Source organism: Mesorhizobium sp. B2-3-10, assembly GCF_006442275.1.
GTDB classification, from domain to species: domain Bacteria; phylum Pseudomonadota; class Alphaproteobacteria; order Rhizobiales; family Rhizobiaceae; genus Mesorhizobium; species Mesorhizobium australicum.
Map to the genome: position 1 here is coordinate 74,026 of NZ_VFVT01000008.1, position 25,678 is coordinate 99,703.

The 25,678-nt window shown below is 65.3% G+C and carries 20 protein-coding genes; 15 read left to right on the top strand and 5 right to left on the bottom strand.

The features are described from left to right. Positions 1-81 precede the first annotated feature (81 nt). Positions 82-1,605, bottom strand: a complete 1,524-nt coding sequence (locus tag FJ943_RS22745; protein WP_140725088.1) for a formyl transferase — start codon at positions 1,603-1,605, stop codon at positions 82-84. A gap of 282 nt (positions 1,606-1,887) precedes the next feature. Between FJ943_RS22745 and FJ943_RS22750 the strand changes: the two genes are divergently transcribed. Both FJ943_RS22750 and FJ943_RS22755 read left to right on the top strand, forming a co-directional pair. Then, complete coding sequence (locus tag FJ943_RS22750) at positions 1,888-4,020, top strand: Wzz/FepE/Etk N-terminal domain-containing protein (RefSeq protein WP_140617920.1); 2,133 nt, start codon at positions 1,888-1,890, stop codon at positions 4,018-4,020. A gap of 1 nt (position 4,021) precedes the next feature. Then, positions 4,022-5,377, top strand: coding sequence for a VpsF family polysaccharide biosynthesis protein (locus tag FJ943_RS22755; protein WP_181166487.1), 1,356 nt, complete (start codon positions 4,022-4,024; stop codon positions 5,375-5,377). Positions 5,378-5,419: 42 nt separating this feature from the next. On the opposite strand, the gene FJ943_RS22760 is transcribed toward FJ943_RS22755, so the two are convergent. Beyond that, the gene (locus FJ943_RS22760) at positions 5,420-6,682 is read right to left on the bottom strand and encodes a cellulase family glycosylhydrolase (protein WP_140725090.1); all 1,263 of its coding nucleotides are present in this window, start codon (positions 6,680-6,682) and stop codon (positions 5,420-5,422) included. After that, entirely contained in the window at positions 6,679-7,848 is a 1,170-nt protein-coding gene (locus FJ943_RS22765; RefSeq protein ID WP_140725093.1) for a DUF1972 domain-containing protein, read from the bottom strand. Before FJ943_RS22765 ends, FJ943_RS22760 begins: the two co-directional genes overlap by 4 nt. Positions 7,849-8,289: 441 nt before the next feature. Here FJ943_RS22765 and FJ943_RS22770 point away from each other — a divergent pair, with 441 nt between their 5' ends. From FJ943_RS22770 to FJ943_RS22820, 11 genes are all read left to right on the top strand, one after another. Beyond that, entirely contained in the window at positions 8,290-9,459 is a 1,170-nt protein-coding gene (locus FJ943_RS22770) for a glycosyltransferase family 4 protein (RefSeq protein WP_140716461.1), read from the top strand. Next, positions 9,456-10,757, top strand: coding sequence for a hypothetical protein (locus FJ943_RS22775; protein ID WP_015316841.1), 1,302 nt, complete (start codon positions 9,456-9,458; stop codon positions 10,755-10,757). The genes FJ943_RS22770 and FJ943_RS22775 overlap by 4 nt, the downstream gene beginning before the upstream one ends. Before the next feature lie 9 nt (positions 10,758-10,766). Further along, complete coding sequence (locus tag FJ943_RS22780) at positions 10,767-11,987, top strand: GNAT family N-acetyltransferase (protein WP_140725096.1); 1,221 nt, start codon at positions 10,767-10,769, stop codon at positions 11,985-11,987. A 109-nt stretch (positions 11,988-12,096) separates the two neighbouring features. Beyond that, positions 12,097-13,245: a GNAT family N-acetyltransferase gene (locus FJ943_RS22785; RefSeq protein ID WP_246671922.1), complete on the top strand. Its 1,149-nt coding sequence runs from the start codon at positions 12,097-12,099 to the stop codon at positions 13,243-13,245. A gap of 112 nt (positions 13,246-13,357) precedes the next feature. After that, positions 13,358-13,582, top strand: a complete 225-nt coding sequence (locus FJ943_RS22790; RefSeq protein WP_015316844.1) for a hypothetical protein — start codon at positions 13,358-13,360, stop codon at positions 13,580-13,582. Positions 13,583-13,676: 94 nt separating this feature from the next. Continuing rightward, positions 13,677-16,184, top strand: coding sequence for a DNA ligase D (ligD, locus tag FJ943_RS22795; protein WP_140725102.1), 2,508 nt, complete (start codon positions 13,677-13,679; stop codon positions 16,182-16,184). Between the two features lie 317 nt (positions 16,185-16,501). Further along, entirely contained in the window at positions 16,502-17,407 is a 906-nt protein-coding gene (locus FJ943_RS22800; RefSeq protein WP_015316846.1) for a Ku protein, read from the top strand. After that, positions 17,404-18,537 carry a tetratricopeptide repeat protein gene (locus FJ943_RS22805; RefSeq protein ID WP_140725105.1) on the top strand — a complete coding sequence of 378 codons (1,134 nt, stop codon included), beginning with the start codon at positions 17,404-17,406 and terminating at the stop codon, positions 18,535-18,537. The genes FJ943_RS22800 and FJ943_RS22805 overlap by 4 nt, the downstream gene beginning before the upstream one ends. 88 nt (positions 18,538-18,625) lie before the next feature. Next, the gene (locus FJ943_RS22810) at positions 18,626-19,270 is read left to right on the top strand and encodes an alpha/beta family hydrolase (RefSeq protein ID WP_140725108.1); all 645 of its coding nucleotides are present in this window, start codon (positions 18,626-18,628) and stop codon (positions 19,268-19,270) included. 5 nt (positions 19,271-19,275) lie between these two features. Beyond that, complete coding sequence (locus tag FJ943_RS22815; RefSeq protein ID WP_140725111.1) at positions 19,276-20,046, top strand: exodeoxyribonuclease III; 771 nt, start codon at positions 19,276-19,278, stop codon at positions 20,044-20,046. 136 nt (positions 20,047-20,182) lie between these two features. Beyond that, on the top strand, positions 20,183-21,376 hold the full coding sequence (locus FJ943_RS22820) for a hypothetical protein (protein ID WP_015316850.1): 1,194 nt from the start codon (positions 20,183-20,185) through the stop codon (positions 21,374-21,376). Here FJ943_RS22820 and FJ943_RS29830 read toward each other — a convergent pair whose 3' ends face one another. After that, positions 21,377-21,478 carry a hypothetical protein gene (locus FJ943_RS29830; protein ID WP_015316851.1) on the bottom strand — a complete coding sequence of 34 codons (102 nt, stop codon included), beginning with the start codon at positions 21,476-21,478 and terminating at the stop codon, positions 21,377-21,379. It lies immediately after the preceding gene. A gap of 328 nt (positions 21,479-21,806) precedes the next feature. Between FJ943_RS29830 and FJ943_RS30180 the strand changes: the two genes are divergently transcribed. Next, positions 21,807-23,363, top strand: coding sequence for a WD40 repeat domain-containing protein (locus FJ943_RS30180; protein WP_140725114.1), 1,557 nt, complete (start codon positions 21,807-21,809; stop codon positions 23,361-23,363). Positions 23,364-24,049: 686 nt separating this feature from the next. Here the strand turns inward: FJ943_RS30180 and FJ943_RS22830 are convergent. After that, the gene (locus FJ943_RS22830; protein ID WP_140617933.1) at positions 24,050-24,790 is read right to left on the bottom strand and encodes a sulfotransferase family protein; all 741 of its coding nucleotides are present in this window, start codon (positions 24,788-24,790) and stop codon (positions 24,050-24,052) included. Between the two features lie 211 nt (positions 24,791-25,001). Here FJ943_RS22830 and FJ943_RS22835 point away from each other — a divergent pair, with 211 nt between their 5' ends. Then, positions 25,002-25,247: a hypothetical protein gene (locus FJ943_RS22835; protein ID WP_015316854.1), complete on the top strand. Its 246-nt coding sequence runs from the start codon at positions 25,002-25,004 to the stop codon at positions 25,245-25,247. The last annotated feature ends 431 nt before the right edge of the window (positions 25,248-25,678 follow it).

A 25,678-nucleotide genomic window follows, 5' to 3' on the forward strand; every position in this document is an offset into this window, starting at 1 on the left:
ATCCGTGGTGGAAAATATCTTCCGGACCATAATCAACCTCAAGCAACCAGCGCGGGTGGCCGGTAGTAACAAACGCTTAGGTTAACCACCGTCACCACTTTTCCAGCGCGGCGCGATCGCCGAGCCGTCGATGAACTCCAGGCCGCCCGCCTCGTTGAGCGTGTGCAGCTTACGCCCACTCCATAGCGCGCCGGGGGTTAAGATCGTCTCGACACGCTGCTCCATGCCGTTCAAATCAAGGTGAGTGACGCGTGCGATGCCAAGGGCGCCGCCATAGCTCCTGCGGCAGTCCTGTACCGGACGCAGCAACTGGCCGTCACGTTCGACCATGCGTCCGGCCGGCCGCGCCGAGGCGATGTCGATCAGCACCGGATTCCTGGGATGCGGCGTCCAGGGGCCGCGAAAGTCCGGCGCCGACCACAGATGCAGCGCGTCCGAGAAGGCGCCGCCGCCGCCCCGGGCGCTGCCTTCACCGTCCCGGACGGTGGCGAACAGCCACCACGAGCCGCCATGCTCGACCAAGGTGGCGTCGCTGGCGACGATGTCGGACAGCAGCGTCGCTTCCTTGACCCATCCGCCCGGGAAGGCCGTGGCGCGGTAGAGATCCACCGTCCGGTTGGCGCAGCTTTCGGGAACCATCCAAACCTCGCCGTCACGCTCGAAGACGAAGGGGTAGGAGAGATGGTAGGGCAGATCGAGCACCGGCTCCGGACTGCCGATTGGCCCCGACGGACCAAAGGGCACGGCGGAAATGATGGCTCGGCCCAGGCGGTGGATATAGTCCTCGACGAACAGGGTTACCTGTCCCTGATGAAGGATCGGGAACGGATCGGCGTAGAAGCGGCTGCCGTCGTCGGGCAATTCTCGCCAGCCAGAGGCCGGATGCGCGCGCAGGTCGAACAGATCCCGCCCGCCGGTCTGGCGCCAGCCGACCTTCCAGTGCGGGGCGTTGTAGCAGAGATGGTAGATCTTCTGGACGACGCGGCGCGCCAATGCCTTGCCCGCCCTGACGCCGAGCTTGCCGGCCGAGGGCAGCGATGGCGGCCCCCTGCCGTCCTCCGGCTCGGGCAGGGCGGGCAGGGCGCCCCGCGCCGCGCCCGTCACCGCCGCCAGGATCAGGCTTGCCGTGCGCGCCAGCATGTCTTGGAACGAGGCGAGCGCGATGCCGCCATATTCGGTGCCCAGGCGTCCTTCGGCGACGACGGCGCCGTTCTCCTCGATGCCGGCCCGCGGGGTCCGGCCATCGAGGATCGACGCCAGCAGGGCCGCTTCGCCGCCGGCGCCGTCATAGGTCACATGCCAGACGCGTGTTCCTTCCATTCGCACATCGCCGCAGAGGTCGAGCACGAGGTCGGGCGCGGCGGCGGGCTGCGTGCGGTAGGGTGCCAGCGCCGACAACGGCATGCGCTTGGCCAGTCCGTCCGCGGGCAAGCCATGGATGACCGTTTCAAGCTGGAACAGTGCCGCGACGCTGCCTGGAATGCCGCTCCCGGCTGGGCGTGCGTCGACGCTGACCGCGACCTCGGCGAGCGCGGCCAGGCGCTGCAGCAGCAGCAGGTGAAAGGCACGGAGGCAGTCGCTGTCCAGGCGCAGGCTCACCTGCATGTCGCACCCCTAGAATTCTGATATTCGGTATTGGCCGGTGTTCGATTTTTAGGCACGATCGGTGGGCGACGGTCGGACTGGAGGAAGATGTTGCTCCATTCCATTCGTTTCCCGCTCGCTCGCGCCCTGTCAACACGGCCCATGCCTCTGCTACGCAAACTCCGTGCCAAAAATCAGAAGAGCTCCCAACATAATTAACAGTGTTTTAACAGTTGGAGTAATAGCTAAGCTTAAGCCGCAATTTAAGCTTTTGGGGCACATGGAGTGTTGTCGGAGCGACCTTTGCAATCATCCCTGCTCTCGTTGCCGCAACAACACGCTCCAGAGGTGATGCAATATGCGCCGGAGCCACCGCCGGCCGCGTCCTATCCGTCCTCGACCGTCGAGCTGGGTGACCTGAAGCGCATTCTGGTGCGCCGCCGTTTCCTGATCCTCGCCACCGCCGCGCTGCTGACCCTCGGGGCGCTGCTCTATGGACTGTTCACGCCGGCGCTTTACAGCTCGGTGGCGGAGATCATCGTCGATCCGCAGGACCTGCAGGTGGTCACCAACGACGTCAATCCGAGCCGCGTTCCGCCTGATGGCGGCATCACCATGGTGGAAAGCCAGGTTGCCGTCGTCCAGTCGAGCGGCGTGCTGCTCAGGGCAATCGCGGCGACCAACCTGACCGAGGACCCGGAATTCAACGGGCAGGGCGGGTTGTTGAGCCGCCTGCTCGGCGGCGTGCTGGGCTCGGGCTCGGCCGAAACCGACAAGGCGGGCAAGACGCTCGATGCGCTGCGCCGGCGGCTTGCGGTCAAGCGGGCCGACAAGGTGCTGGTCCTCGACGTGATCGTTACCGCCAAGAGCGCCGACAAGGCGGCGAAGCTCGCCAATGCCATCGCGCAGGCTTACCTGGCGGATCAGGCGAGCGCGCGCGCGAAGATGGCCACGGATGCTTCCGACTCGATCACGGCGCGGCTGGACGAGCAGCGCAAGCGCGTCCAGCGGGCCGAGAATGCGGTCGAGGCCTACAGGTCGGCCAACAACATGGTCATGGCCGCCGGCAATCTGGTCAGCGACCAGGAACTGACCGAGATCAACACGCAGCTCGCCGCCGCGCAGAGCCGCACCGCGACGCTGAAGGCGCAGGTCGACCAGTTGCGCCGGTCCGGCGGCGCGCCGGACGCGACCTCGGAAGCGATGCGCTCGGCGGTGATTTCGAGCCTGCGGGCGCAGGAGGCGACACTTGTCGACCAGGTTTCGCAGCTCGGCACGGAGCTCGGGCCGCGCCATCCTTCGATGATGGCGGCCCAGCAGCAATTGCGCGACACGCGCGCGCTCATCGCGCGCGAACTCGGTCGAATCGCCGCCGCCGCCGAAACCGACTACGAGCGCGCGCTGGCCAACCAGCAGGCGCTGGAAGCGAAGGTCGCGGGCATGAAGAGCAAGTCGCTCGACACCGACCAGGCCTCGGTCAAGCTGCGCGAACTGCAACGCGATCTCGAGGCGGTGCGCTCCGTCTATGCCACTTATCTGCAACGGGCGCAGGAAACGCGCGAGCAGGTCAATGTCGACAGCACCAATGCGCGCATCATCTCCGACGCCATGCCGGCCCTGAAGAAGAGCTGGCCGCCGCTGTTGCTGCTGGTGTTCGGCGCGTTCTTCGGCGGGCTGGGGCTCGGCACCGGCATGGCGCTGATCGCGGAATATTCATCGCCAACGGTGCTTTCCAGCGCGCAGATGCAATCGGCCATCGACGCGCCCGTGGTGGGCGTGCTGCCGGCAAAATCAGCGCGCCGCCGCTGGTGGCCTTTCGGCGGCGCCGCCGCGCCGGCCGGACAGAAGATGGACGCCGTCGCCGGCCTGGCGTTGAGACGCCTGTTCTCCTCCAGCCGGCGTCCGCCGAACTGGCCACTGGTACCGTCGATCCTGGTGACGTCGGCGCCAGAGGACGCCGCGCAGCGGGGCCGGGTGGCGCGCCTGCTGGCCAACGCGGCGGCTGCCAGGGGCAGCCGTGTCCTGTTCATCGACACCAACAATGCCGGCGGCAGCCAGAAGGAGCCGCAGCCAGGTCTCCTCGACGTGCTGCGCGGCGAATACGCCTTCGAAGCGCTCAGCCAGTACGCGCCCGGCAGCAACGTCGCGCTTCTGGGCAAGGGTCGGCCGAAGGCTGCTTTTTCCGAGGCGCAGGGCGTCTATTTCACACAGCATATGCTGGCCCAGGCGAGCCGCAATTTCGAACTCGTCGTCGTCGATGGCGGCGCGCTGGCCGACAATCTCAACGCCTCACCGCTGGTCGCCATGGTCGACGAGATCGTGCTCGTCGCCACGCTGAACGCGACGCCGATGCGCGACGTCACGGCGGCCTCGCAAGCCATTTCGGTCATGGGGCGGTTGCCGACTGGCGCCTTGCTGGTCGACGAGGCGGCCTGACATGGCTGCCATCCGGGGCGCCGCCCGGTCCGCCACCCCGGCGGCCGGCTGGGCTGGCCAGGGTCAAGCCCCGACCGCGCCCCGCACCGGCAATTCCGTCGACTGGGTGACCGGCTACGGCCTGGTCGCGGTGGTGGCGCTGCTGTTCAGCATTTCGGGCGGCATGCTGTGGCTGGTGGGCTACAATTACGACGGCCTGACCGGCAATCCGGCGACCAAGATCCATCCTTCCACCTATCTGCTCGTGCTGATGTTTGCCTGGCGCGCCTGCACGTTCGGCAACCCGGTAGGCTATACGCTGGCCATCGCCGACAGGCGGCCTGCCAGCGCGCTGCTAGCCGTCATGTCGATCATGCTGCTGGTCGTCGTCATCGTCAGGCAGCGCCCCGGCATGGCCGGCATGATCGACACGTTCGTGGCGGCGGCGCTGCTGGCGATGATGCTGGCCGAGGCCGACGAAAAGACGTTCGCCCGCATGCAAACCGTGGTGCACGCGGTGATGACGGTCAACGCGCTGCTGGCGCTGTTCGAGTTCGCCACCAAGACGCTGGTCTTTCCCTACCGGCTCGACGGCGAGGTGTTCATGAACGACCTGCGCTCGACGGCGCTCCAGGGCCATCCTCTGTCCAACGCCACGATCACCTCGATCTATGTGCTGGCGCTGCTCTCCGGTTCGAAATCCCTGTCCATGCCGCTGCGGCTCGGGCTGATCGGCCTGCAATGCGCGGCGCTGGTGGTATTTGGCGGGCGCTCGGCGATGGTGACGACGATCGCGCTCGGCGGCATCTATCTGCTTTTCAGTGGCGTGGCTTATCTGCGGCGAGGACGCATCAGCCTGCCGGGTGCCGCCCTTGCCGTCATGCTCGCCTCGCTGCTGCCGGTCGTGGTGGTCATGCTGTTCTCCTACGGCTTCTTCGACGCGCTGCTGGAGCGCTTCGTGTCGGACAGCGGCAGCGCCAATGCCCGCGTCGAAATGTTCGAGTTGTTCAAGCATTTCGAACTGCGCGACCTGATCGTGGGGCCCGACATCGATCTCATCGAAAGCCTGCGCCGCATCAACGGCCTCGAACAGGGTATCGAGAACCCGATCATCCGCCTGCTCCTCTATCAGGGCGCCTTCTTCACCCTGCTGTTGTTTTTCGGCTTCGCGCTGTTCATGCACGAAGTGGCACGCCGCTGCCATCCCGGCATCTGGCTGCCGATGCTGGGCTGGCTGATCCTGCTCAACACCTCCGAAAGCCTGGCGTCCAAGACGACGCTGATGACCAAGTTCGTGGTGATCGCGCTGGCGCTTTACAGGCCGGTGCGGCCAGCGCGGACGGCGGGGCGTCCGGGCGCACAAGGGGTGCCGAGGTAGCGCTCTACGGCGACAAGGAACTCGGCCGCATTTGGAAGGCGGTTATTCCGGCATCCTCAACCCGAGTGCATCCACCATCGCCGGGTCGAGCGAGCGGGTTTTGTCGTCCATCATGCCCATGCCGTCGAACAGGTCCCAGAAGGCCCAGGGGAAGCCGGATGCCTCGGCGCTCTGCCTGACATCGGCGATGTAGCGGGCGCGGTCGGGATTGGGGGCGGCGACGTAGCGGGCGTCGGTGCGCAGCGCGCCGAATTCGCCCATGATGACGCGCGTCGGGGCGATGCCGTGGCTGTCGGCCCAATCGCGCGCCTGGCCGATATATTTGTCGACGAACCAGCGATCTGGCCTGGCGTCGAAATAGACCTTCAGCACGCGTTCGGTCTCGGCATAGGCGGCCTGCTTGTCCGCTTCCGAGGTTTCGGTGTCCCCGGCCATGCGGGCCCTGACCGAGGCCAGCGTCCGTTCGAGCGAACCGGCGGAGGCTGGCCATGGCACGTTGTTGAGCGCGCGGTAGACCGGCTCGCGCATCCAGGGTGCGCCCTGATGGCTGAACAGATAGGGTTCGTAGAAATGGAAGGTGAACAGGATCGGCTCGAAGGCCGCCAGCGGTTCCGGATCGAGCGCGGCAAGCCCGCTCACCATCGAGCCGCAGCCGCCGGTGACGACCAACGGCAACGTCTGGGATGACGCCCTGGCCGCCGCCAGGAGGGCCGCCTGGACGTTCGACCAGACGTTGGAGGAGCAGGATTGCGGCGGTTCGTTGACCGGCTCCAGCGCCACCGACGGGAACCGCTGCAGCCTGCCGGCAAGCGTGCCGACCAGCGCGCGATAGGCTTCGAATTCGGGCGCGGCTGTGCTGGAGACCATGCGGTCGGGATTCCAGTAATGAGTGGCGCCGTTGGCCTGCACGTTGACGATGATGCCGAGATCCGCATCGATGACTGCCGCGACGGCATCGTCCAGCATCGCCAGCAATTTTGCGCGCGTGGCGGCATCGGCGGCCAGGAACGGGCCGGGATCGACCGGCAGGCGGACGAAGTCGAGCCCGGTCCGGCGCAGCCGGCGAAGGTCGTCCGGTGTCGGCACCGGCCGCTGCGACTGGAAGGGCGGCCAGTCATAGTCGGTGCGCGGCGCGGGAAACTCACGCGTCAGCGCGAACCAGGGCCAGGCGTTGACGCCGCGGCGAAAACGCCATTCGCCGGTGGCGGCCAGCGCGGGCGATGCGGACGAGAGTGCTGCCGTTGCGGGCACCAGCGCCGTCGACAGCGCGGTCCTCAGCAGCCGCCGTCGCGACCAGCCCGTCATACGGCGCCGGGCGAGGGACGGTCGACCGGCTGGGCTGCGGCGGCGCTCACGCCCAGAAGCCGGTAGGCTTCGGTTTCATAGGCAAGCAGGACATCGTCCCAGCGGAAAGCTTCGTTGGCGCGGGCTCTCGCGGCCGCGCCGCAGGTCCTGACCAGCGCGTCATCCTCCATCGCCTGCCGCATCCGCTCGGCGCAACTCTGCCGGTCGGTGAAATAGATGGCGGCCGCGCCGGCGGTCCATCTGTTATAGGGGTTGTCGTGGGCGATCACCATGTTGCCGGCGGCCAACGCCTCGACCAGCGACGGGTTGGTGCCGCCGACGGTGTGGCCATGCAGATAGGCGCGCGCGTGAAAACGCAGCGCCTTCACCGCCGCCTGGTCGTAGATGGCGCCGGGCAGCACCACCGAGGCGTTCGCCGCCTTGCGGACGGCGACATGGTAAGGGATATCGGGGGAAAGCGTGCCCAGGACCACCAGCTTCATGTCGCGCTTCTGGCTGCAGAAGGCTTCGACCATGGGCAGAATGTTGTTGTCGGGCTCGATACGCGCGATCGAGATCAGGTAGTTGCCAGGCTCAAGGCCGAGCGCGCGCACCGGCGCCTCCGGTGCCGATGTCACCGGGTCGGCGCCATAGGTGATGGTGGCGATGGCGCTGCGCGGCCGGCGCGTCGCCAGGTGATCCGCGATCACCGGATGGTCGGCGACCAGGCGGTGCGAGGCCCAGGCGCCGATCCATTCGTTTAGCCAGAACCATGTGCGCGCAGCCATACCCCATTTTGGCCGGCGCCACTCGATGCCGTCCATGTTGGTGATGATCTTGCGCCGCATCAGCCTCAGCCAGGTCAGGAAGACCGCGCCATTATAGCCGAGCACCAGGCAGATGCCGGGCCGCCGGGCGGCGTCGAGCGCGCATTGCCAGTCGAATTCCAGCGTCGCGCGGGGACCTTTCGAGGCGACCTGGACGTGGATGAGATCGATACCGTTCCAGGTGTCGACACGCACCCTTTGGTCGACCCGCTCGACCTCCTCCTGGCAATAGACGCCGACCTTCCAGCCGCGCCCGGCAAGAAACAGCGCCAGCTTCTCGGCGAAGGTTTCAAAGCCACCATGGGCCGCTGGAATGCCGCGCGTCCCGAGGATCAGGATGGTGGGCATTTCAGGTTTCATGGCTGCTGGCGCTTTCAAATCCGCTCGATTCCGCAATGCGCGGCCGTCCCCTCTGGAAACCACAGCCCAGCGATATCCGTGCCAGACTCAGTTCCAGCCATCATCGCACCGGGGTGTAAAATATTTCTTCCAGCGGCCGGAGTTGTTTCACTATCGGTCAACTATCCCAGCGTATGTGTATCGAAACAAGGCAATGCCGCGACCGGGCGACCTGCAGACGGAGAAATCAGGGCCGGCATGATCCTTGCTCATGGACTTCTGTGCGCCACACCGGCGGAGGACGTGCAGCATTTGGTATGGTGATCCGGGTTCTACATCCGCTCGTCACCATGCCGGCAACAAGTGAAGTCCAAAGGGGTGTTGGGCTTGAAGTCTCCAGTCGCCTGTTCTGTCAGGCGGCGGGATCGTCAAACTACCCCTGGCAGAAAGATGCATGGGAATATGCGGATTGCATGCGTCCATCAGGGCTATGAACTCTATGGTTCCGATCGCAGCTTCGCGGAGAGCGTCGCCGCGTTGCGCGCCGCGTTTCCTTCAGCCGATATCGAGGTCGTCCTGCCGCGCAGCGGACCGATCGTGCGGATCCTCGAACCGCATGCGACCCGGATCGTCTTCGAGCCGCTCTGGGTGCTGAGGCGCCAGGCGATTGCGCGCCTTGCCACCATCGAGATGGCGCGGCTGCCGGTCGCGGTGCTGAGGGCCTGGCGGCGGCTCCGGGATTGCGATCTCACCTATGTCAACACCTCGATCGTGGCCGACTATGCGCTTGCCGCGCGCCTGCTGCCGCACAAGGCCGTGCTGCACATCCACGAAATTCCCGAAGGCGCCATGCGCAGGATCCTAGTCGGCCTGATGCACTGGAGCCATGCCGATCTCATCTTCAACTCGCGCGCCACACGCGCCGCGTTCGGCGAGCCCAGATACGCGCGCTCCCATGTGGTCTATAACGGCGTTGCCGGCCCGGCCGCGGCCGAAGCGACGACCTATGACGGCAAGCGGCCGCTCAAGGTGCTGCTGCTTGGCCGCATCAACAGGATCAAGGGCCAGGAAGTGCTTTTGGAGGCGATCGCCTCGTTGCCGGCGGAACTCAAGTCGAGGATCGAGGTGCGGCTGGTCGGCGGCGCCTTCGAAAGTACCGAGCGCGAACGCGCGCTCGCCGAACTGGTCGGCAGCATGGGGCTCGGCGGACGCGTCAGCGTGCTGCCCTTCATCCCCGATCCCTCCGAGCATTATCGCTGGGCCGATATCGTCACCGTGCCCTCGCGGCGTCCCGAATCGCTCGGCCGCGTCGCCATCGAGGCGATGGCCTACGGCCGGCCGCCGCTGGTGTCGGCGATCGGCGGGCTGGTCGAGGTGGTGAGCGACGGTGAGACCGGCTGGCATGTTCCGCCCGGCGATGCCGCCGCCCTTGCAGCCAAACTCGAGGAGATCATCCTGCGGCCCGAGGCCTGGCGCTCCTTTGTCGCTGCCGGGCGGGCGCGCTACGAGGCGGTCTTCAGCGAACCGGTCGCGGCGGCGGCGATCGCGGCGATAGCCGCCGACAAGCTGAAGACACCCATAGCGAGGCCGGGGCGGGCGGCAACCGCCCGCCAGGCGGAGACACGGCCGTGAAACTTCCTGGCCATCTGGTGCGGCGTCTCGTGCTGATGATCGGCGGCGAGGCGATGCAGAGCGGCTTCCACTTCGCCCTCAACATCGCGCTGCTGCACATGCTTTCGGCGCAAGGCTACGGCCTCTTTGCCATCGGCATGGTGATGGGCGGCGTCGGCCTGTCCTACATCAGGTCGCTCACCGCCGTTCCGGCCTCGATATGGATGGGCAAGAGCACCAACAGCGCCGGCGTCGATGCCTATGACGTTGCCTTCGGGACGGCGGCGCTGGTCGTTGCCTTGCTGATGGCCGTCGGCACGGCGATCGTGATGCGTCTCTTGGGCGACCCCAGCGGAATTGCCGCGGGCTGTTTCGTCGGCGCATGGTCGCTGCGCAGCCACATGCGCACGGCCTTCTTCGCGCGCCGCCAGCAGGTGATCGTTTCCGTCAGCGATGCCGCCTTCACGATCGCCGGCACGGTCATGGCCGGCCTGGCGATCTGGCTGGCCAAGGACGCGCTGCAGACTGTGTTCTATGCGCTCGCGGCGGCCAATGTGTTTGGCATCTTCGTCCTGGTCAGGCTGGCGCGCCGCACGATGCGCATCAGCTTCCGCATGCCGACACGGCGGCGCTATGCGAGGCTGTGGTCCCAGCTCTGCTGGTCGGCATTCAGCGCCACCACCACCAACATCCAGGGGCAATGCCTGGCGCTGCTGGTCGCGGGCATTGCCGGGCCGGCCGCCTATGCGCCGCTGGCGGCGGTGCTGGTGCTGTTCGCGCCGCTGCGCATCAGCAGTCTTGCCTTTGTGAACATGACGCAGCCCGAACTCGCCAAGCTGATGCGCAACAACGAAACGCGCCGTGTCTGGGCGCAGGCAAAGCTGTGGGCCGTTGTCATGGGGCTTGGCGCGGTTGTCTATGGATGCGCCATCCTGTTCGTCCTGCCGATGATAAAGTCCCAGGCTCTCCAGGACGCGTCGGTGGGATTCATCGGGTTTTTCGTGATCGCGAATTTCGTTCCGATCATGCTCTACATCATGCCCCGCATCGTGCTCGAGATAATGGGTGACTTCCGCATCGTCGCCTTCATCACCCTGGGCGGCGCCATCGTCGGGCTGGCGTTGATCGCCATCCTGCTGTCGATCGCCTCCCCGCCATGGGCGCTGCTGGGTTCGGCGGTCTCCGAGATCTTCGTGCTCGTGGCATCATGGTATTTCGTGCATCACCGCATGTGGAACATCGAACACCCGGACCAGCAGCGCGACAGCCGCCTGGGCTCCTGGCGACGGGCGGTTTCGTTCGCCGCGGTCAAGCGATAGGAGAAGGATGTGACAGGCCACGCAGTGCAAATTGCCGCGATGACCGACTTGCCTGGCGGGCAGGTCTCGCATCCCACCTCCGTCGCGGCGAACGACGCCTATACGGCAAAACTGCACACCAGCCTCGAGGCGGTCAGGCCACTCTGGCTGCGCCTCCAGGAAAGCGGTGTGTGCACCGGCCACCAGAATTACGCCTGGGCGGAAGGGATCGCCACGCGGCTGCTGCCGGAAGGCGCCGAACTCCTCATCGTCGAGGTGGGCGACGCCACGACTGGCGAACCCAGGATGCTGGTGCCGCTGATGCGGCGCAGGGCCTTCCATCATTGGGTGGTCGAGTGGTTGAGCTGCGGCGTCTGCGACTATTCGGCACCGCTGCTGGCCGATGCCAGCCCGTGGACGCGGCAATCCGCGCAGGCTGCGTGGGCGGCGGTGCGCTCGGCGCTGCCGCCGGCGGACCGCGTCCACATCGTGGGGATTCCGCGACAGATCCAGGGCGTCGCCAATCCGCTGGCCTTGCTGTCGGCCACACGCGATTCCATCCAGACCACTTTCGGCCTCGCCATCGACGGCGATCCCGAAACAGTGCTCAAGCGTCTCTGCAGGCCATCCTTCGTCAAGGAATTCGGCAAGGACTGGCGCCGCCTCGAACGGCTTGGCGGCGTGGAACTGGTCGAAGCCGGGGCACCGGCCGAGGTTGACCGTATCTTCGGCGAACTGGTGCGGATGCGGCTCGACCGCTTTCGCGAGCTTGGTCGCTTCGATCTGCTGACCCAGGAGAACATCGTCGATTTCTACCGGAACGCGGCTATTCAGGGCCTGTTGGACGGCTCTGTACGGCTTTTCGGGCTGCTCGTCGGCGAGGCTCTGATCGCGGTACAATATCTGCTCGTGCATCAAGGGACTGTTCATGCTCTGCTGATAGCAATGGACCAGGGCGTCGTGCCCAATGTCTCGCCGGGGCTTGCAATCATGGGCAGGTTGATCGGCTGGGCGCGCGAACGAGGCTTTGGATATTTCGACCTGTCGGTCGGCAACCAGAGCTACAAGGAACATATGGGCGCCAAGGGTTCGGTATTGGTCGAACTCTGCCATGGGTTCACGATGCGTGGCAATGTGGCGACCACCGCCATCGAGTTCCGCAGGCGGGCCGAGGCTTTCGTACGCTCCAGCCCAAGGCTGCTCAACGCAGTCCAGGGAACGATGCGGGGTTTTCGGCGCTTGCGTGGATGATGCCCATGCGCCCCCGAACGAATGGGAGAGGCATGTGGCAAGCCAGGCAGTGCGGTTGGTCGCGACAGCGGATGCACCGGTTCAACCGGTTTCGCCGGTTAGAGCAGGCATGGGCGCCACCGCGCGCTATACGGCGCGGCTGCACACGAGCTTCGACACCGTAAGGCAGCTCTGGCAGCGTCTTGAGGAGACCGGTTTGTGCACCGGTCACCAGGGCCTTGCCTGGGTGGAAGGGATCGCCGGGCGGCTGATGCCCAAAAGCGCCGATCTGCTCGTCGTCGAGGTCAATGATGCCGCCACGGGCCTGCATGTCATGCTGCTGCCGCTGATGCGGCGCCGGGCGCTCGGCCACTCCGTGATCGAATGGCTGAGCTGCGGCGTGTGCGATTATTCGGCGCCGCTGCTGGCCGATGCCAGGCCTTGGACCAGGCAAAACGCCGACGCCGCCTGGGCCGCGGTCCGCGCCGTGCTGCCGCCCGCCGACCGCATCCATATTGCGGGGATTTCGCGGGAAATCCACGGCGTGGCCAATCCGCTGGCGCTGCTTTCGGCGGCGCGCGACTCCATTCAGATCGCCTCGGGTCTCGTCATGGATGGCGAGCCGGAGACGCTGGTCAAGCGTATCTGCAAATCCTCCTTCACCAAGAATTTCAACAAGCACTGCCGCCGCTTCGAACAACTCGGAGGCCTCGCACTGGTCGAAGCCGAGACGCCTGAGATGATCGAGGAGCAGTTCGGCAGACTGCTCGACCTCAGGCTCAACCGCTTTCGCGAACTCGGGCGCTTCGACCTTTTGACGCAGGCGCCGATCGTGGAGTTCTACCGCAACGCCGCCCTGCAGGGGCTTTCCGACGGCTCGGTGCGGCTGTTCGGGCTGCGCGTCGGCCAGGCCTATCTCGCTGTCATGTACGTGCTGGTCATGAAGGGCACCTTGCACGCCCTGCTGCTCGGGATCGACCAGGACGCGGTGGCCAACGTCGCGCCGGGCCTGACGATGATCGGCAAGCTGATGGTGTGGGCACGGGCGCAAGGGCTCGGCTATTTCGACCTCTCGGTCGGCGGACAGGGATACAAGCAGCATATCGGCGCCTCGAACTCGGTGCTGGCCGAACTGTGCGAGGCGATGACGCTGAAGGGCAGGGGCTCGACCGCCTATATCAGGCTGCGCTGCAAGGCCGAGCTGTTCGTGCGCTCCAAGCCGCGGCTTTACAAGGCCGTGCAGGGCGTGATGCGCCGTTTGCGGCGGTTGAAGACCTGAAGGACGCCGCCCGCGAAATTGACAGGCGCGCGTGTCTCCGCCATCCTTGGGGCCAGTCGCCGGGCCGCCAAAAGCGGCCGAGTTCCGTGTCAGGCGACCGAGGGCGAAGCGCATGTCCACTGCCGTGAACGGCCAGAACTCCAAGCGCGCCGCGGTGCGCAAGGCACTTGACCGCCACAAGGTCTACGTCACCGCGCAGCGTTTCTCAGGCGGCACCTACAGTGCGCGCGTGCTGGTCGACGGCGAGGCCTACTGGGTGGATGAGTTTCGGCTGAGCCAGTTGCAGCAGGGTTTGTCGCCGGCCGAGCTGGAGCTGACGCCGGCGACGGACGACTGAGACCACGTGATAAATCGCGAGCGGTGCCAAGATAGCGCCCCACGGCGCGAAGGAACGAGGCGGTTGTTGGTTTCCGCCAGGCTCGGCTTTTGACATGCCGCCCGCCAAGCTCGGATCCTATCGCGCCAAGCGCGAATTCTCGAAGACGCCGGAGCCGGCCGGCGGGCTGATGACTGGGGGCGGCAACCGCTTCGTCATCCATAAGCATCACGCCACGGCGGACCACTACGATCTGCGCCTGCAGGTTGGCGATGTCTTGAAAAGCTGGGCGGTGCCGCGCGGGCCATCGCTCAACCCAGCCGACAAAAGGCTGGCGGTGGAGACCGAGGACCATCCGCTCGAATACATCGATTTCGAGGGCGTCATCCCCGAAGGCGAATATGGCGGCGGGCCGATGATCGTCTGGGACACCGGCAGCTGGGCGCCGATGGACGATGTCGACAAAAGCCTGCGCACCGGCGCCTTCAAGTTCCGGCTGGCCGGCGAAAAGCTCAATGGCGGCTGGATGTTGACCCGGCTGAAGCCAAAGCCCGGCGAAGACGAGAACAAGAAGAACTGGCTGCTGTTCAAGGAGCGCGACCTCGCCGCCGACACGGGGCTGAATATCCTCGAAGCGCGGCCGGAAAGCGTGAAATCCGGCCTGCGCATCGAGGAGCTGGCAGCGCCACCTAAGCCGGCCGCGAAGTCCGCGCCAAAGCCCGGTTCGCTGAAGCCGAGCGACCTGCCGGGCGCGGCCAAGGCGCCAGCGCTGAGCCGCATCGAGCCGCAACTGGCGAGCCAGGTGCCGAAGCCGCCGGGCGGCGAAGGCCTTGCCGAGAATACGAACGAGCTCTGGCTGCACGAGATCAAATTCGACGGCTACCGCACCATGGCGCATATCTCCGACGGGGAGGTGCGGCTGATCACGCGCGGTGGCATCGACTGGACGAGACGCTATGGCGACTTGCCACATGCGTTCGCCAAGCTGCCGTGCCGCGAGGCGATCGTCGACGGTGAGATCGTCGTGCTCGATGCCAAGGGCATTTCCCGCTTTGCGCTGTTGCAGGACGCGCTGGCAGCGGGCGCCGGCAGCAAGCTGCATTTCTACGCCTTCGACCTGCTGCATCTCGACGGCTGGGACCTGATGAAGGTGCCGCTCATCCGGCGCAAGGCGCTGTTGGCCGAACTGCTTGGCGGGCTTGGCGCCAACTCCGCGATCCAGTTCTCCGACCATGTCGAGGGTTCCGGGCAAGCGCTTTACGACCAGGTGACGGAACTCGGCCTGGAGGGCGTGGTCTCCAAACGCGCCACCGCGATCTATCAGAGCGGCCGCACCAAGAGCTGGACCAAGACCAAGGCGCTCGAAAAGGACGATTTCGTCATCGCCGGCTACACCATTTCGGACGCGGCCGAGGGGCTGGCCGCGCTCGGCATGGCCGAGTGGGTGGACGGCGAACTGCACTATCGCGGCAAGGTCGGCACCGGCTTCGATGCCGGGACCGCGGCCGACCTGCTGGCCCGGCTTGAGCCGCTCACATCCGGCGCCACGCCGCCGGAAGGCGTGCCGCGCGAAATCATGCGCGAGATGCACTGGGTCAAGCCGCTGTTTTCGGCGCGCATCCACTACGCCAATCGAACCGCGGACAATTCGTTGCGCCACGGTGTGTTCCGGGGCCTCAGGGATGTCGGCCTGTCGACGCCGGTCTCCTCGACGCGCAAGCGCCTGATCGCCGAAACCGATCTCGCCACCATCTGGGTGACAAACCCGACGCGGCGGCTGTTCGGCAAGACCGGCCCGACCAAGCTCGACATCGCCGTCTATTACGCGCTGGTCGGCGACTTCATGCTGCCGCACATCCTTGGCCGCCCGGTGTCGCTGGTGCGCTGCCCGACCGGCCTGCCCAAGGACTGCTTCTTCCAGCGTCATGCGTTCACCGGCATGCCGCCTTCGGTGGTGACGTTCCAGGCGACCAATTCCGAGGGCGAGACCAAGTCCTATCTCTCGGTCGAGGGCGCGAAAGGATACCTGGCGCTGGCGCAGTTCGGCGTCGTCGAGTTCCACACCTGGGGCACGCATCGCTCGAGCCTCGACAAGCCCGACCAGATCGTCCTCGACCTCGACCCGGGCGAGGGGATTTCCTGGCGCGAGGTGGTGGAGGCCGCCGTGCACATCAAGGGCGAGCTGGAGGGGCTTGGCCTGGTGCCGTTCGCAAAAACCTCCGGCGGCAGCGGTATCCACATCACCGTGCCGGTGACGCAAAAGCAGAACTGGAAGAAGCTGCATCAGGCAACCAGCGCCATATCAACGCATCTAGCGGCCACCGCGCCCGACACCTTCACCACCACAATGGGCAAGGAAAACCGCAAGCGGCGCATCTTCATCGACTATCACCGCAACGCGCGCGGCCACACCTCCGCCGCCCCCTATTCGCTGCGCGCCCGCACCAACCTGCCGGCCTCGACACCGGTGAGCTGGGCCGATCTGGAGGCGATCGATGCACCGCAGGATTTAAATTATGCGTCGCTGCCGGGGTTGCTGGAGACGTCGGGCGATCCGTGGGCTGAGATCGACGACTTCGCCAGGGATTTGCCGGTGGTCTCGGGAAAGGTAAACGGGCTTTGAGGCATCCTTCGACGACCAGGGCTCCTGAACTTCGTCATCCTAGGGCGAAGCAGGAGCGAAGCTCCGTCGCGAAGACCCTAGGATGACGAAGCGTGGAGCGTTCGCTGTGGTCGCCGGCGTGTCGGCTCAAACGCCATCGACGCTTTCGACAATTTGAATTATCTTGTCGCCGGTCCTCTCGCAGCCCCGGCGGGAAGATTTCGTCAGGGATTTGTCGGTATTGTGCGGGGTCGGTGTAGGATTCGCGCAGCGTTGTTCGTCCTTCGGACGAAGCGCTGCGAAGCAACAGTCAGTGCATGGCCGCGTAGGAGTTCATCATGGCGCCCAGGGCAAGTTGGAAGGGTTACCTCAAACTCAGTCTCGTCAGCTGTCCGGTGCGGCTATACCCCGCCACCAGCGCCAGCGAGCGCATCTCGTTCAACCAGCTGCACAAGAAGACCCACAACCGCATCAACATGAAGCCGGTCGACCCTGAACTGGGGCTCGTCGAGCGGGCGGATCTGGTCAAGGGCTACGAGTACGAGGACAAGCAGTACATCATCATCGACGATGCCGACCTCGACGCGGTGCGCATCGAATCCAACCACACGATGAACATCGAAGCCTTCGTCGATGAGGACGAGGTCGACGTCATCTACCAGGACGCGCCCTATTACATGGCGCCGGACGGGGCGATGGCGGAAGAGACTTTCGCCGTGCTGCGCGAAGCGATGCGCAAATCCGGCAAGCTCGCCATCGCCAGGCTGGTGCTGTCCAGCCGCGAGCGCGTGGTGACGATCGGCGCGCGCGAGAACGGGATGTTCGTGTGCACGTTGAGGAACCCGAACGAAGTGCGTGGGACGGCTGAATATTTCGGCAACATTCCAGCCGGCAAGCCTGACCCGGAAATGCTGCAGCTTGCCGAAGCGCTGATCAAGCAGAAGGAAACCACCTTCGATCCGAAGAATTACGAGGACCGCTACGAGGTCGCGCTGATGACGATGATCCGCGAGAAGCTGAAGGGCCACAAGCCGATCATCGCGGCGGCACCGGAGCGCGGCAACGTCATCAACCTGATGGATGCGCTGAAGGCCAGCCTGTCTCAGTCGAAGCCGCCGGCCAAGTCGAAGAGCAAGGCCGACGAGCCCGCCAAGCCCGCCGCGAAGAAGGCGGCCGCGGGTGGTGCGCCTGAAAATCCGCTCAAGGCCAACCTGCTCAAGGCGGTCGGCAAGAGCAAGAAATGACGGCTCCGGCCGTTCCGGGCGCTGTCTTTGGCACGATCGGCGCACTGGCGGCGTTTCCGCTCAGGCTTGCCGCACGCGAGGTGGAGCGCCAGCACGGCCAGCTCAGGCGCGGCGTCACCCGCCGCACCACGCATGTCGTGTTCGGACGCGCATTGTTGGTCAAGGCGGGACTGACCAAGGCCGGACTCGGCAAAAATAGCGATAGCGAGATCGAACGTCGCGTTGGCGCCGAGCGCGCGGCCGGGCGCATTCTCATGAGCGAGAACGGTTTCCTGCGGCTGCTCGGGCTGATGAAGGCGCCCGAGGCCTCTTCGCTGTCGCGCCAATCGCTGATCGACCAGTCAAGGCTGTCCGGCGCCGATCTCGACAGGCTCAGCCTGTTTGATGCCTTCGAGCATGATGGCGAGCCCTATTCCTTCCGCGACCTGATTCTGGCGCGCAAATATGCGGGGCTGATCGCCGGGGGCGCGACATGGGGCGCGATCGCGCGCTCCGTCCACCGCTCCGGCCCGGTGGCTTCGCTGACCGCCAAGTCGCTCAATGTCGGCTCGCAGCACGGCCGCCCCGACGCCATCTACCTCGAAGGCGGCCAGAGCGAGCTCGACGGGCAGCTGCTGTTCGATCTCGGTGCCGCGGCACAAGGCGACGACACGCTGGAAGATTTGTTCGCCGAGGCGGAAGCCGCCGAGGAGGGCGGGGACCATGACGGGGCCGCCGCACTCTATCAGCGCTGCCTCGCCATCGATCCCACCGACGCCATCGCCGCCTTCAACCGCGCCAACTGTTTGCGCGGGTCCGGGCGCGTGGCGGAAGCCGCGCATGATTATGCCAGGGCGATCAAGCTCGATCCGGCCTTCGTCGAAGCCTGGTTCAACTTGGCCGGGCTGATGAGCGAGCAAGGGCGCGACGCTTCGGCGCGAAGGCATTTGCAGAAGGCGATCGCGCTCGACAAGACTTATGCCGACCCGGTGTTCAATCTGGCGCGGCTGGAGTTTGACGCCGGCAATCTGCTCGAGGCGCGGCGGTTGTGGATGCGGTACCTGGAGCTCGACGCGGTCTCGGAATGGGCAGGGGTGGCTGCCAGGGGTGTGCAGTTCGTGGACATGCAGCTGGCGAAGTCGGCGGGGTGACGATGGTGGGCGAAGGCCGCGATGACAGCCGATCTCTCGCTTCGTGGGGGGAGATCGGCAGCTTCGCCGTCGCGCGGGGTGTCACATCATGACCAGCTTCCTCTTCGACGGCCACGAGACCGCTCCCGTCACCATCCTGCTTGCCCATGGCGCCGGCGCTTCAATGGACTCTCCCTCCATGACAGCCACCGCAAAGGCGCTGGCCGCCGCTGGCTTCCAGATCGTGCGCTTCGAGTTCCACTATATGGCCGCGCGCCGCTACGGCCAGCGCAAGCCGCCGCCGCGTGCCGAGACGGTGAACCCGGAATACATCAACGCGATCGCCGACCTCAGGGCGAAGGGCGTGACGGGCAAGCTCATCATCGGCGGCAAGTCGATGGGTGGGCGGGTCGCGTCGATGATCGCCGACGAGATGTTTTCCAAGGGCGAAATATTAGGACTGGTCTGCCTCGGCTATCCCTTCCATCCGCCTGGCAAGCCCGAGCAATTGCGGACAAAACATCTCACCGGGCTGAAGACGCCGACGCTGATCTTCCAAGGCACACGCGACGAGTTCGGCACCAAGGACGAGGTCGCGACCTACAACCTTTCCGATGCCATCGAAGTGATCTGGCTGGAGGACGGCGACCATGATTTGAAGCCGCGCAAGAGCATTTCGGGTTTCTCGACCACGGATCATCTGACGACGCTGGCGGAGACGGTGAGGGCTTGGGTGGGCAGGATCGCCCCCTGATCCCAATGAAGATCGCCAGCTTCAACATCAACAACATCAACAGCCGGCTGGACAACCTGTTGGCGTGGCTCGGCTCCGCAAAACCCGATGTCGTCTGCCTGCAGGAACTGAAGGCGCGCGACACGCAGTTTCCGCGCACCGCGCTTGCCGATGCCGGCTATGGCGCGGTGTGGAAAGGCGAGCCGACCTGGAACGGCGTCGCCATACTCGCGCGCGGTGCCGAGCCGGTGCTGACCCGCGATGTGTTGCCCGGCGACGATGCCGACCGGCAGAGCCGCTACATCGAGGCTGCGGTCAACGGCATCGTCATCGCCTGCCTTTATGCGCCCAACGGCAACCCGCAACCGGGGCCGAAATTCACCTACAAGCTCGCCTGGCACGCAAGGCTCGAAGCGCATGCCGAACAGCTCATCGACACCGGCCTGCCGGTAGTGCTGGCCGGCGACTACAACATCGTGCCCGAACCGCGCGACATCTACGCCACACGCTCCTATGACGACAACGCGCTGGTGCAGCCGGAAAGCCGCGCTGCCTTCGCCGCGCTGCTCGAACAAGGCTGGACCGATGCGTTGCGCAAGAAATACCCGAAGGAGACGCTCTACACCTTCTGGGATTACCGACGGAACCGCTGGCCACGCAACGCGGGCCTGCGGCTCGACCACATCCTGTTGTCGACGACGCTGGTGCGCAAGCTCAGGGCGGCAGGCATCGATCGTGACGTGCGCGGGCAAGATGGCGCCAGCGACCACGCGCCGGTCTGGGTGGAATTGGGGTGAGGGATTTCACGTCCGTCAGCGGCGCACGCACCCTTTTCCGCGGGTTGTCTCTCGCGCTAAGCTGGACAGGATCGGCGGGGATAGTTGATGCATTGCATTTGTGACAATGGCGAGCGGCTACCGAAGCCGGTCTGCCATGAGTGACCTCGCTCTTGTCGGCCTGCTTGTGGCGGCGCTCGCGATCATTGCCGCCGCGGTTGCCGCCATTCAGCTGTTGCGCAAGGCGCGCCTGCGCCGTCGGGCGCTGCGCCGGGCCAATCCTGCCAACGACTACGCCGTGCGCACCGACTGGAGCCGCAGCACCGGCACCGTCAACTACTCGTCCTTCGTCTATTTCGACGTCGACCGCGACGGCAGCTACGGCGTGGCCGACCGGCCCATGGCCGGCATCATGGTGCGGCTGTTCGACGGGCAGGGTGGCTTTGTCGCGTCCTCGAGGACGAACAATGGCGGTTATGCCAATTTCGCCATGTCGACATCTGCGCTGACGGCTGCGATCCGCGTGCCGGCCGCCTACCGGTTCTCCGTTTCAGTGCCGCCGGGCTGGCGCTCGCCAAGCGCCAACGACACGCAGTCGATAGAGTTCCGGCTGGCACCCGGCTCGCCCGCCGGGCTGATATCGCAGGACCTGCCGCGGCCGGTCGGGCTGGCACCGGTGCGCAGCCTGGCCGGCAGGATGGCGGCAGGCGGTAGCGCGACCCTGTCGGTGATGGCGCGGGGGCAGGTGACGGAGAGCCGGACGCTGGCGCCGGCTTCGGCCTTCCGGTTCGAGCTTGCCGACGACGCCGACACTGTGGTGATCACCGGCGGCGGGCTCGACCGCCGGCTGGTGCTGTCGCCTTACCCCACCGATCTCGGGTTGCTTTCGCCCCGGGCGCCGGTGGATGAGGCGGCGGCGCGCACGATCGGCTTCGACGACGTCACCGGGCGCGGCTTCCGCAAGATCCCATGCGGCCACGCCGGGCTCGACTGGCGCAACCTGAACGCCATGGCGAATGACCACACCAAGGACAGCGAGGGCTATGTCAACGGCAATGTTTCAGGCGACCACGTGGCATACACCAGCAGCGGCTATCCGGCCGAGTTCAGCCGCGAGACGCCATTTGTCTTCCACTCGGTGCTGCTCAGCGCTGCCTGGCTGAAGGCGGAGGGGGAAACGGCGCTGATCGAAAGCTGGTCGGGCGACCGGTTGGTCGCCAGCGATGAAATGGTGCTGTCGGCGCTCACGCCGCTGCGCTACGCCCCGATGCTCAGGGAGATCACCCGTGTCCGCCTTTCGACGAAACACCACTGGCAAATGGTTGTAGACGACCTGGTTCTGACCAGCTGATTACTTCGTGATCGAGATCACAATCGGCCCGTTGGTCGCGGCTGTGATCAATTTCAGATTGCCCTTCCTGATCAAAACGGGCCGTTCATAAATCTTCTTCATGATGCAAGCTCTCCACTATATCCCGGGCGGAGTGTGTCATAACTCCGTCCGCTGTCAATATTTCGCCGGGGATGGCTGAGTTCCTATCGGCAGCGACCGTGGTAAATTGAACACTAACCTTTGTCGGCGTCGTCTGGTCGAACCGGAGATCGTGGCCACGACGGAGGCGGCGCAATCAACCTCAAGCTGGGTTTTCTTGAGCAGGGCCGCCGCAGATCTTCTTATACCGCGGCTGTCTGCGTCCGTCTCACGCGATGCCCGGCGGCATTTTGCGATACGCCCATGACGCTGATAGTCTGACCTGAAGGCCAGGCGAGGAGGATGCGCGATGAACAGGTTGGCTGACAGGTCGCTGGCGCTTGTCCTGGCTGTGGTCGCGGCTGCCTGTCTGGCCCAGGTCTATCCGCTGATCGACATCCTGGCCGGGCGTGGCCTTGCCGGGCTCGACGTTGCCACGCTGCGGCCGGCGGCATATTCGGCGGCGGCACTTGCCTGTTTCATCGGTGCGTTGCTGTTCCTGGCGGGTCAATTGCCCGGCCGGCCCGTGCACGCGGCCGGGGTGCCGCTGTTCGGCAGGGACGCCGAATTGGAGCCGGCGGGCCGCCCACGCCTGCGCCAAACTTTCCTGGTGCTGCCAGTGGTTGTCTTGCTGGTGCTGCTTGGCGACGGGTTCGGCTCGTGGCGGCCGCATGAGGGTGGCGAGCATGTCGCCAGCGCGCCGCCCATGGAATCCGTGCCAAAGCCGGAATCGCCGTCGCCGGTTGCTCGGACACCGCCCTTGCCGCCGGCCCTGCCGTCCGAGCAGGCGGCCACGCCGCCAGCCGCTGCAAACCCGCCGGCTTTGCCGGTGCAACCAGCTCCGCCGGTGGCCGAGCCTGCTGTTCCGCCGGCGTCTACGGCCCCGATGCCGCCGGAGGTCGCGGTCATTCCGCCGCCGACGGTGGCGCCGTTGCCGCCGTCGCCGCCGGCGGCACCAACGCAGCCCGACGGCCATCGCGATGCGGTCGTCTGGCTGGCGGTGGCGCCGGATGGGCGTTCGATCATGAGCGCCAGCACCGACCACACGATCAAGCTCTGGGACATGGGCGGCAAGCACCTGATGCGCAATCTCGGCGTTCACAAGGACATGGCGCGTACCGCGCTCTACATGCCCGACGGCACCAGCGCGCTGACGGCCGGCGACGATGGTGAGATCGTGCAGCGAAAACTCGCCGACGGCGCGGTGCTGCACGTCTTCCAATCCGGCCAGAACGGTGGCGTCAACAAGCTGGCGATCAGCCCGGACGGCAGGCGCGCCGTCAGCGGGCACGACACCGGCAACGTCATCATCTGGGACCTCGTCAACGGGTCCGTGCTGCATGTGCTGACCGGCCACGACTGGTCGATCAGCGCGGTCGCCGTCTCGCCCGATGGCAAGCAGGCCCTCTCGGGCAGCATCGACGGGACGCTGAAACTCTGGGACATCGACAGCGGCAAGCAGTTGCGCAGCTGGCACGGCCATGAGCAAGGCACCTATGGCGCCGTGTTCACCGCCGACGGGCATCATCTGATCACCGGTAGCGGCGACCTGACGATCAAGGTCTGGGACGTCGACAGCGGCCGCGAGGTGAAGCGCTTCGAGGGCCACGAGGGCACGGTCTACGCGCTGGTGCTATCGGCCGACGGCAAACACCTGCTGTCCGGATCGCTCGACGGCACTGCAAGGCTGTGGGACATGGCAAGCGGCAACCAGATCGCCATGTTCGACAGCCAGACCGGACCGATCTACGCAGTCGCCTTCGCCGCCGATGGCACGGTGCTGACCGGCGGCTCCGACCGCACCATCAGGGATTGGCCGGCGGCCGGTGGTGACGGCGTCGTGCTGTTTGCAGGGGCGCCGGGGTGAGTGCCTGGAGAGGCTGGGCCGGGGCATGGACGCTGGTCAAGTAATCGGGGCGCTTGCCATGGTCGACGCGGACGGGGGGGCGCATTGTTGGGGTGTGCTCGGCGCCCGCGCCAACCAGGGCGGCTCGTACCGCCGCAACAACACCATCGCACATCGCCCACACGTCGGAAACTTCCGCGAAAGCGGAATAGGCAGGGGCTGCAAGACCCGGCATTCTAGCCGGGCATGATCGGCCAACCCCAGGCGGCTGGCGAGGCGGTAACGCAGTATGGCAAAGTGCTGGTCCATGGATTGACCGGGGACGTTGCGTTGCTATCTGACTCGATGGGCTGCGGCCTGCGGATCGAACTGATCGGTTTTCCTTGTAGGACCAAGGTCTTGTTTCGTGCGCCCGAAAGTCCGAGAGGCCCCGTTCGGTTCCGGCAATGTCCATTGGACGTTCCGCTATTTTATCCAATCGAGATATGATCACCCGGCCTCGCCGCCAGGTTCAAGAACGGTAGCCTGCTCGGACAGGCATGGGCTGGTGGCTGCCCGGCAGGCAAAGACAAGCGCAAAATTCCGGCGAGAGCCGCTGTCAGCCAGCCTGCCCGCGTGAAAGCGGGTAGCTCTTGAGGTCGTTTGTTTCGGAGCGAAAAACTTGACCGCTCCATGCAGGCAAGGGATCGAACTGCCTGGGCTTGCCGTTACCCCAGCCACCACCACAATGCCGCGATCACCGCCGCGATGGCGGCCATCGTCAGCCCCAGCATGATGTAGGAGCCTTTGATGATGTCGCGGATGATCTTCTTGATCGTTTCGCGGTCGTTCAGGTTGGGGAAGGTTTCGTTTGGCTGGGCGACGTCGAGGAAATGGCAGAGCGGCCCCCAGCCTTCGCTGACGTTGAACACCAGCAGCTTTTCCGGCGGCACGGCTGCTCTCACTTCGTCGACATAGCTGGCGTAGCGGGCAACCGCCTTGTCGCGGTCACCCATGACGCCGGCCAATGTGCGGCCCCAGATGAGCTTGCGCGACATGTCGCCGAACTTGCGGCCGAACGGTGTGAGCCATTCCAGGACCTTGAACTGCCACAGGTTCTCGGTGAAGTAGATCGTGTCGATGGTGCTTTCATACCAGGCCTCGGCGCCGCGTGGGTGTAATGTCAGCAGCACCTTGGCGTCGGGGTAGGCAGCCATCAATTCCTTCCAGACGCAGCAGCCTGGATTGTCGACGGTGGCCGTATAGCTTGCGAACACGCGGTTCCAGTCGTGCTGGGTGCCGGGCGGGCTGTTGGCCACCGCGCGCCAGAAATCAAGATGGCCCTTATTGGCCTTGTTCATGATCACTTCCTGCATGTGATAGCAGGGCAGGCCGAGCCTGTTAAGCGCTGCAAAGGTCGACCATGTGCCGGTGCGGCCGAAACCGGCGCCGATAAGCTTGAGCGTCATTTCCAATCCCCACCGGACTTCTTTTCCCTGATATCGCGGTCCGTGAGCATCAAACTGCTCCTGCCGGGGCCGCCCCGCAACAAACTTCTACATGGATGCCTAGGCGGACGCCATACTTGCGTAGTTGCTAAAATAATGAAAGCCTGTGCGCGGGTGTGGAGATGGGCAGGGAGTCGCCGGACCGGAATCGGTTCGGCGATCTTGATGGTCGATGTATTTTGGGTCTTTTCTCGTCGGGATGTCGGCGACCACGATCGTTGTCGCAGTGTGGACCTATATTGCTACCGGTTCGTTCTGGGTGGCGCTTGGCTGGACAGTGGTGGTCCTGGTCGTCCTGCAGGTCGGCTATTTCGTGCTCGTCGTGGGGCTGATCTACAGGCGCGCGCAAAACGTCGCGATGAGCCCGGATGCAGTCAACCCGGTGCCGCCGCTCCATCGGGACGGCGTCCGATTCTGACGAAGAGCTCCCGCTCCGGTATCGAGCGTTGCGCACCTTCCGCCAAATCGCGGCGGCCGGTGGAACGAAGCTGTGATGCGTGCGTTTTCCTGCCGCGATCGGTGAGGCGCCACCTCCACCGGTCCGTTGAAGGCCCGTTCTGCTCCCGGCAGGGCGGGCCTTTTTTGGAGGCCCGGTAGAGCATTTGGAACGACACTCTCCGCTATACGTTAGTTGTTCCTAAGGAGCGGGTAATCCGAGAAAGAGGCGACATTGCTTGCGCTGCAACGCGCGATGCTTTTGCTATTTCCGCAAATTAGAAGAAGTTTCTTCAGAAAAGCAAAGCATACCATTGCTTATCTTCACATGTGTGCATAATAAAATGTGGCATGTTTCTGGTTGCGCGCCACATTTATTTCACAAACAAGGATGGAACCTCCCAGTTGCGTGAG

What these genes read in the sequence shown, in the direction of transcription:
- FJ943_RS22745 (WP_140725088.1), bottom strand. Translation starts at nt 1,605, where the DNA reads ATGCAGGTGAGCCTGCGCCTGGACAGCGACTGCCTCCGTGCCTTTCAC.
- FJ943_RS22755 (WP_181166487.1), top strand. Translation starts at nt 4,022, where the DNA reads ATGGCTGCCATCCGGGGCGCCGCCCGGTCCGCCACCCCGGCGGCCGGC.
- FJ943_RS22760 (WP_140725090.1), bottom strand. Translation starts at nt 6,682, where the DNA reads ATGACGGGCTGGTCGCGACGGCGGCTGCTGAGGACCGCGCTGTCGACG.
- FJ943_RS22765 (WP_140725093.1), bottom strand. Translation starts at nt 7,848, where the DNA reads ATGAAACCTGAAATGCCCACCATCCTGATCCTCGGGACGCGCGGCATT.
- FJ943_RS22770 (WP_140716461.1), top strand. Translation starts at nt 8,290, where the DNA reads ATGCGGATTGCATGCGTCCATCAGGGCTATGAACTCTATGGTTCCGAT.
- FJ943_RS22785 (WP_246671922.1), top strand. Translation starts at nt 12,097, where the DNA reads ATGGGCGCCACCGCGCGCTATACGGCGCGGCTGCACACGAGCTTCGAC.
- FJ943_RS22790 (WP_015316844.1), top strand. Translation starts at nt 13,358, where the DNA reads ATGTCCACTGCCGTGAACGGCCAGAACTCCAAGCGCGCCGCGGTGCGC.
- ligD (WP_140725102.1), top strand. Translation starts at nt 13,677, where the DNA reads ATGCCGCCCGCCAAGCTCGGATCCTATCGCGCCAAGCGCGAATTCTCG.
- FJ943_RS22800 (WP_015316846.1), top strand. Translation starts at nt 16,502, where the DNA reads ATGGCGCCCAGGGCAAGTTGGAAGGGTTACCTCAAACTCAGTCTCGTC.
- FJ943_RS22805 (WP_140725105.1), top strand. Translation starts at nt 17,404, where the DNA reads ATGACGGCTCCGGCCGTTCCGGGCGCTGTCTTTGGCACGATCGGCGCA.
- FJ943_RS22810 (WP_140725108.1), top strand. Translation starts at nt 18,626, where the DNA reads ATGACCAGCTTCCTCTTCGACGGCCACGAGACCGCTCCCGTCACCATC.
- FJ943_RS22815 (WP_140725111.1), top strand. Translation starts at nt 19,276, where the DNA reads ATGAAGATCGCCAGCTTCAACATCAACAACATCAACAGCCGGCTGGAC.
- FJ943_RS22820 (WP_015316850.1), top strand. Translation starts at nt 20,183, where the DNA reads ATGAGTGACCTCGCTCTTGTCGGCCTGCTTGTGGCGGCGCTCGCGATC.
- FJ943_RS29830 (WP_015316851.1), bottom strand. Translation starts at nt 21,478, where the DNA reads ATGAAGAAGATTTATGAACGGCCCGTTTTGATCAGGAAGGGCAATCTG.
- FJ943_RS30180 (WP_140725114.1), top strand. Translation starts at nt 21,807, where the DNA reads ATGAACAGGTTGGCTGACAGGTCGCTGGCGCTTGTCCTGGCTGTGGTC.
- FJ943_RS22830 (WP_140617933.1), bottom strand. Translation starts at nt 24,790, where the DNA reads ATGACGCTCAAGCTTATCGGCGCCGGTTTCGGCCGCACCGGCACATGG.
- FJ943_RS22835 (WP_015316854.1), top strand. Translation starts at nt 25,002, where the DNA reads ATGTATTTTGGGTCTTTTCTCGTCGGGATGTCGGCGACCACGATCGTT.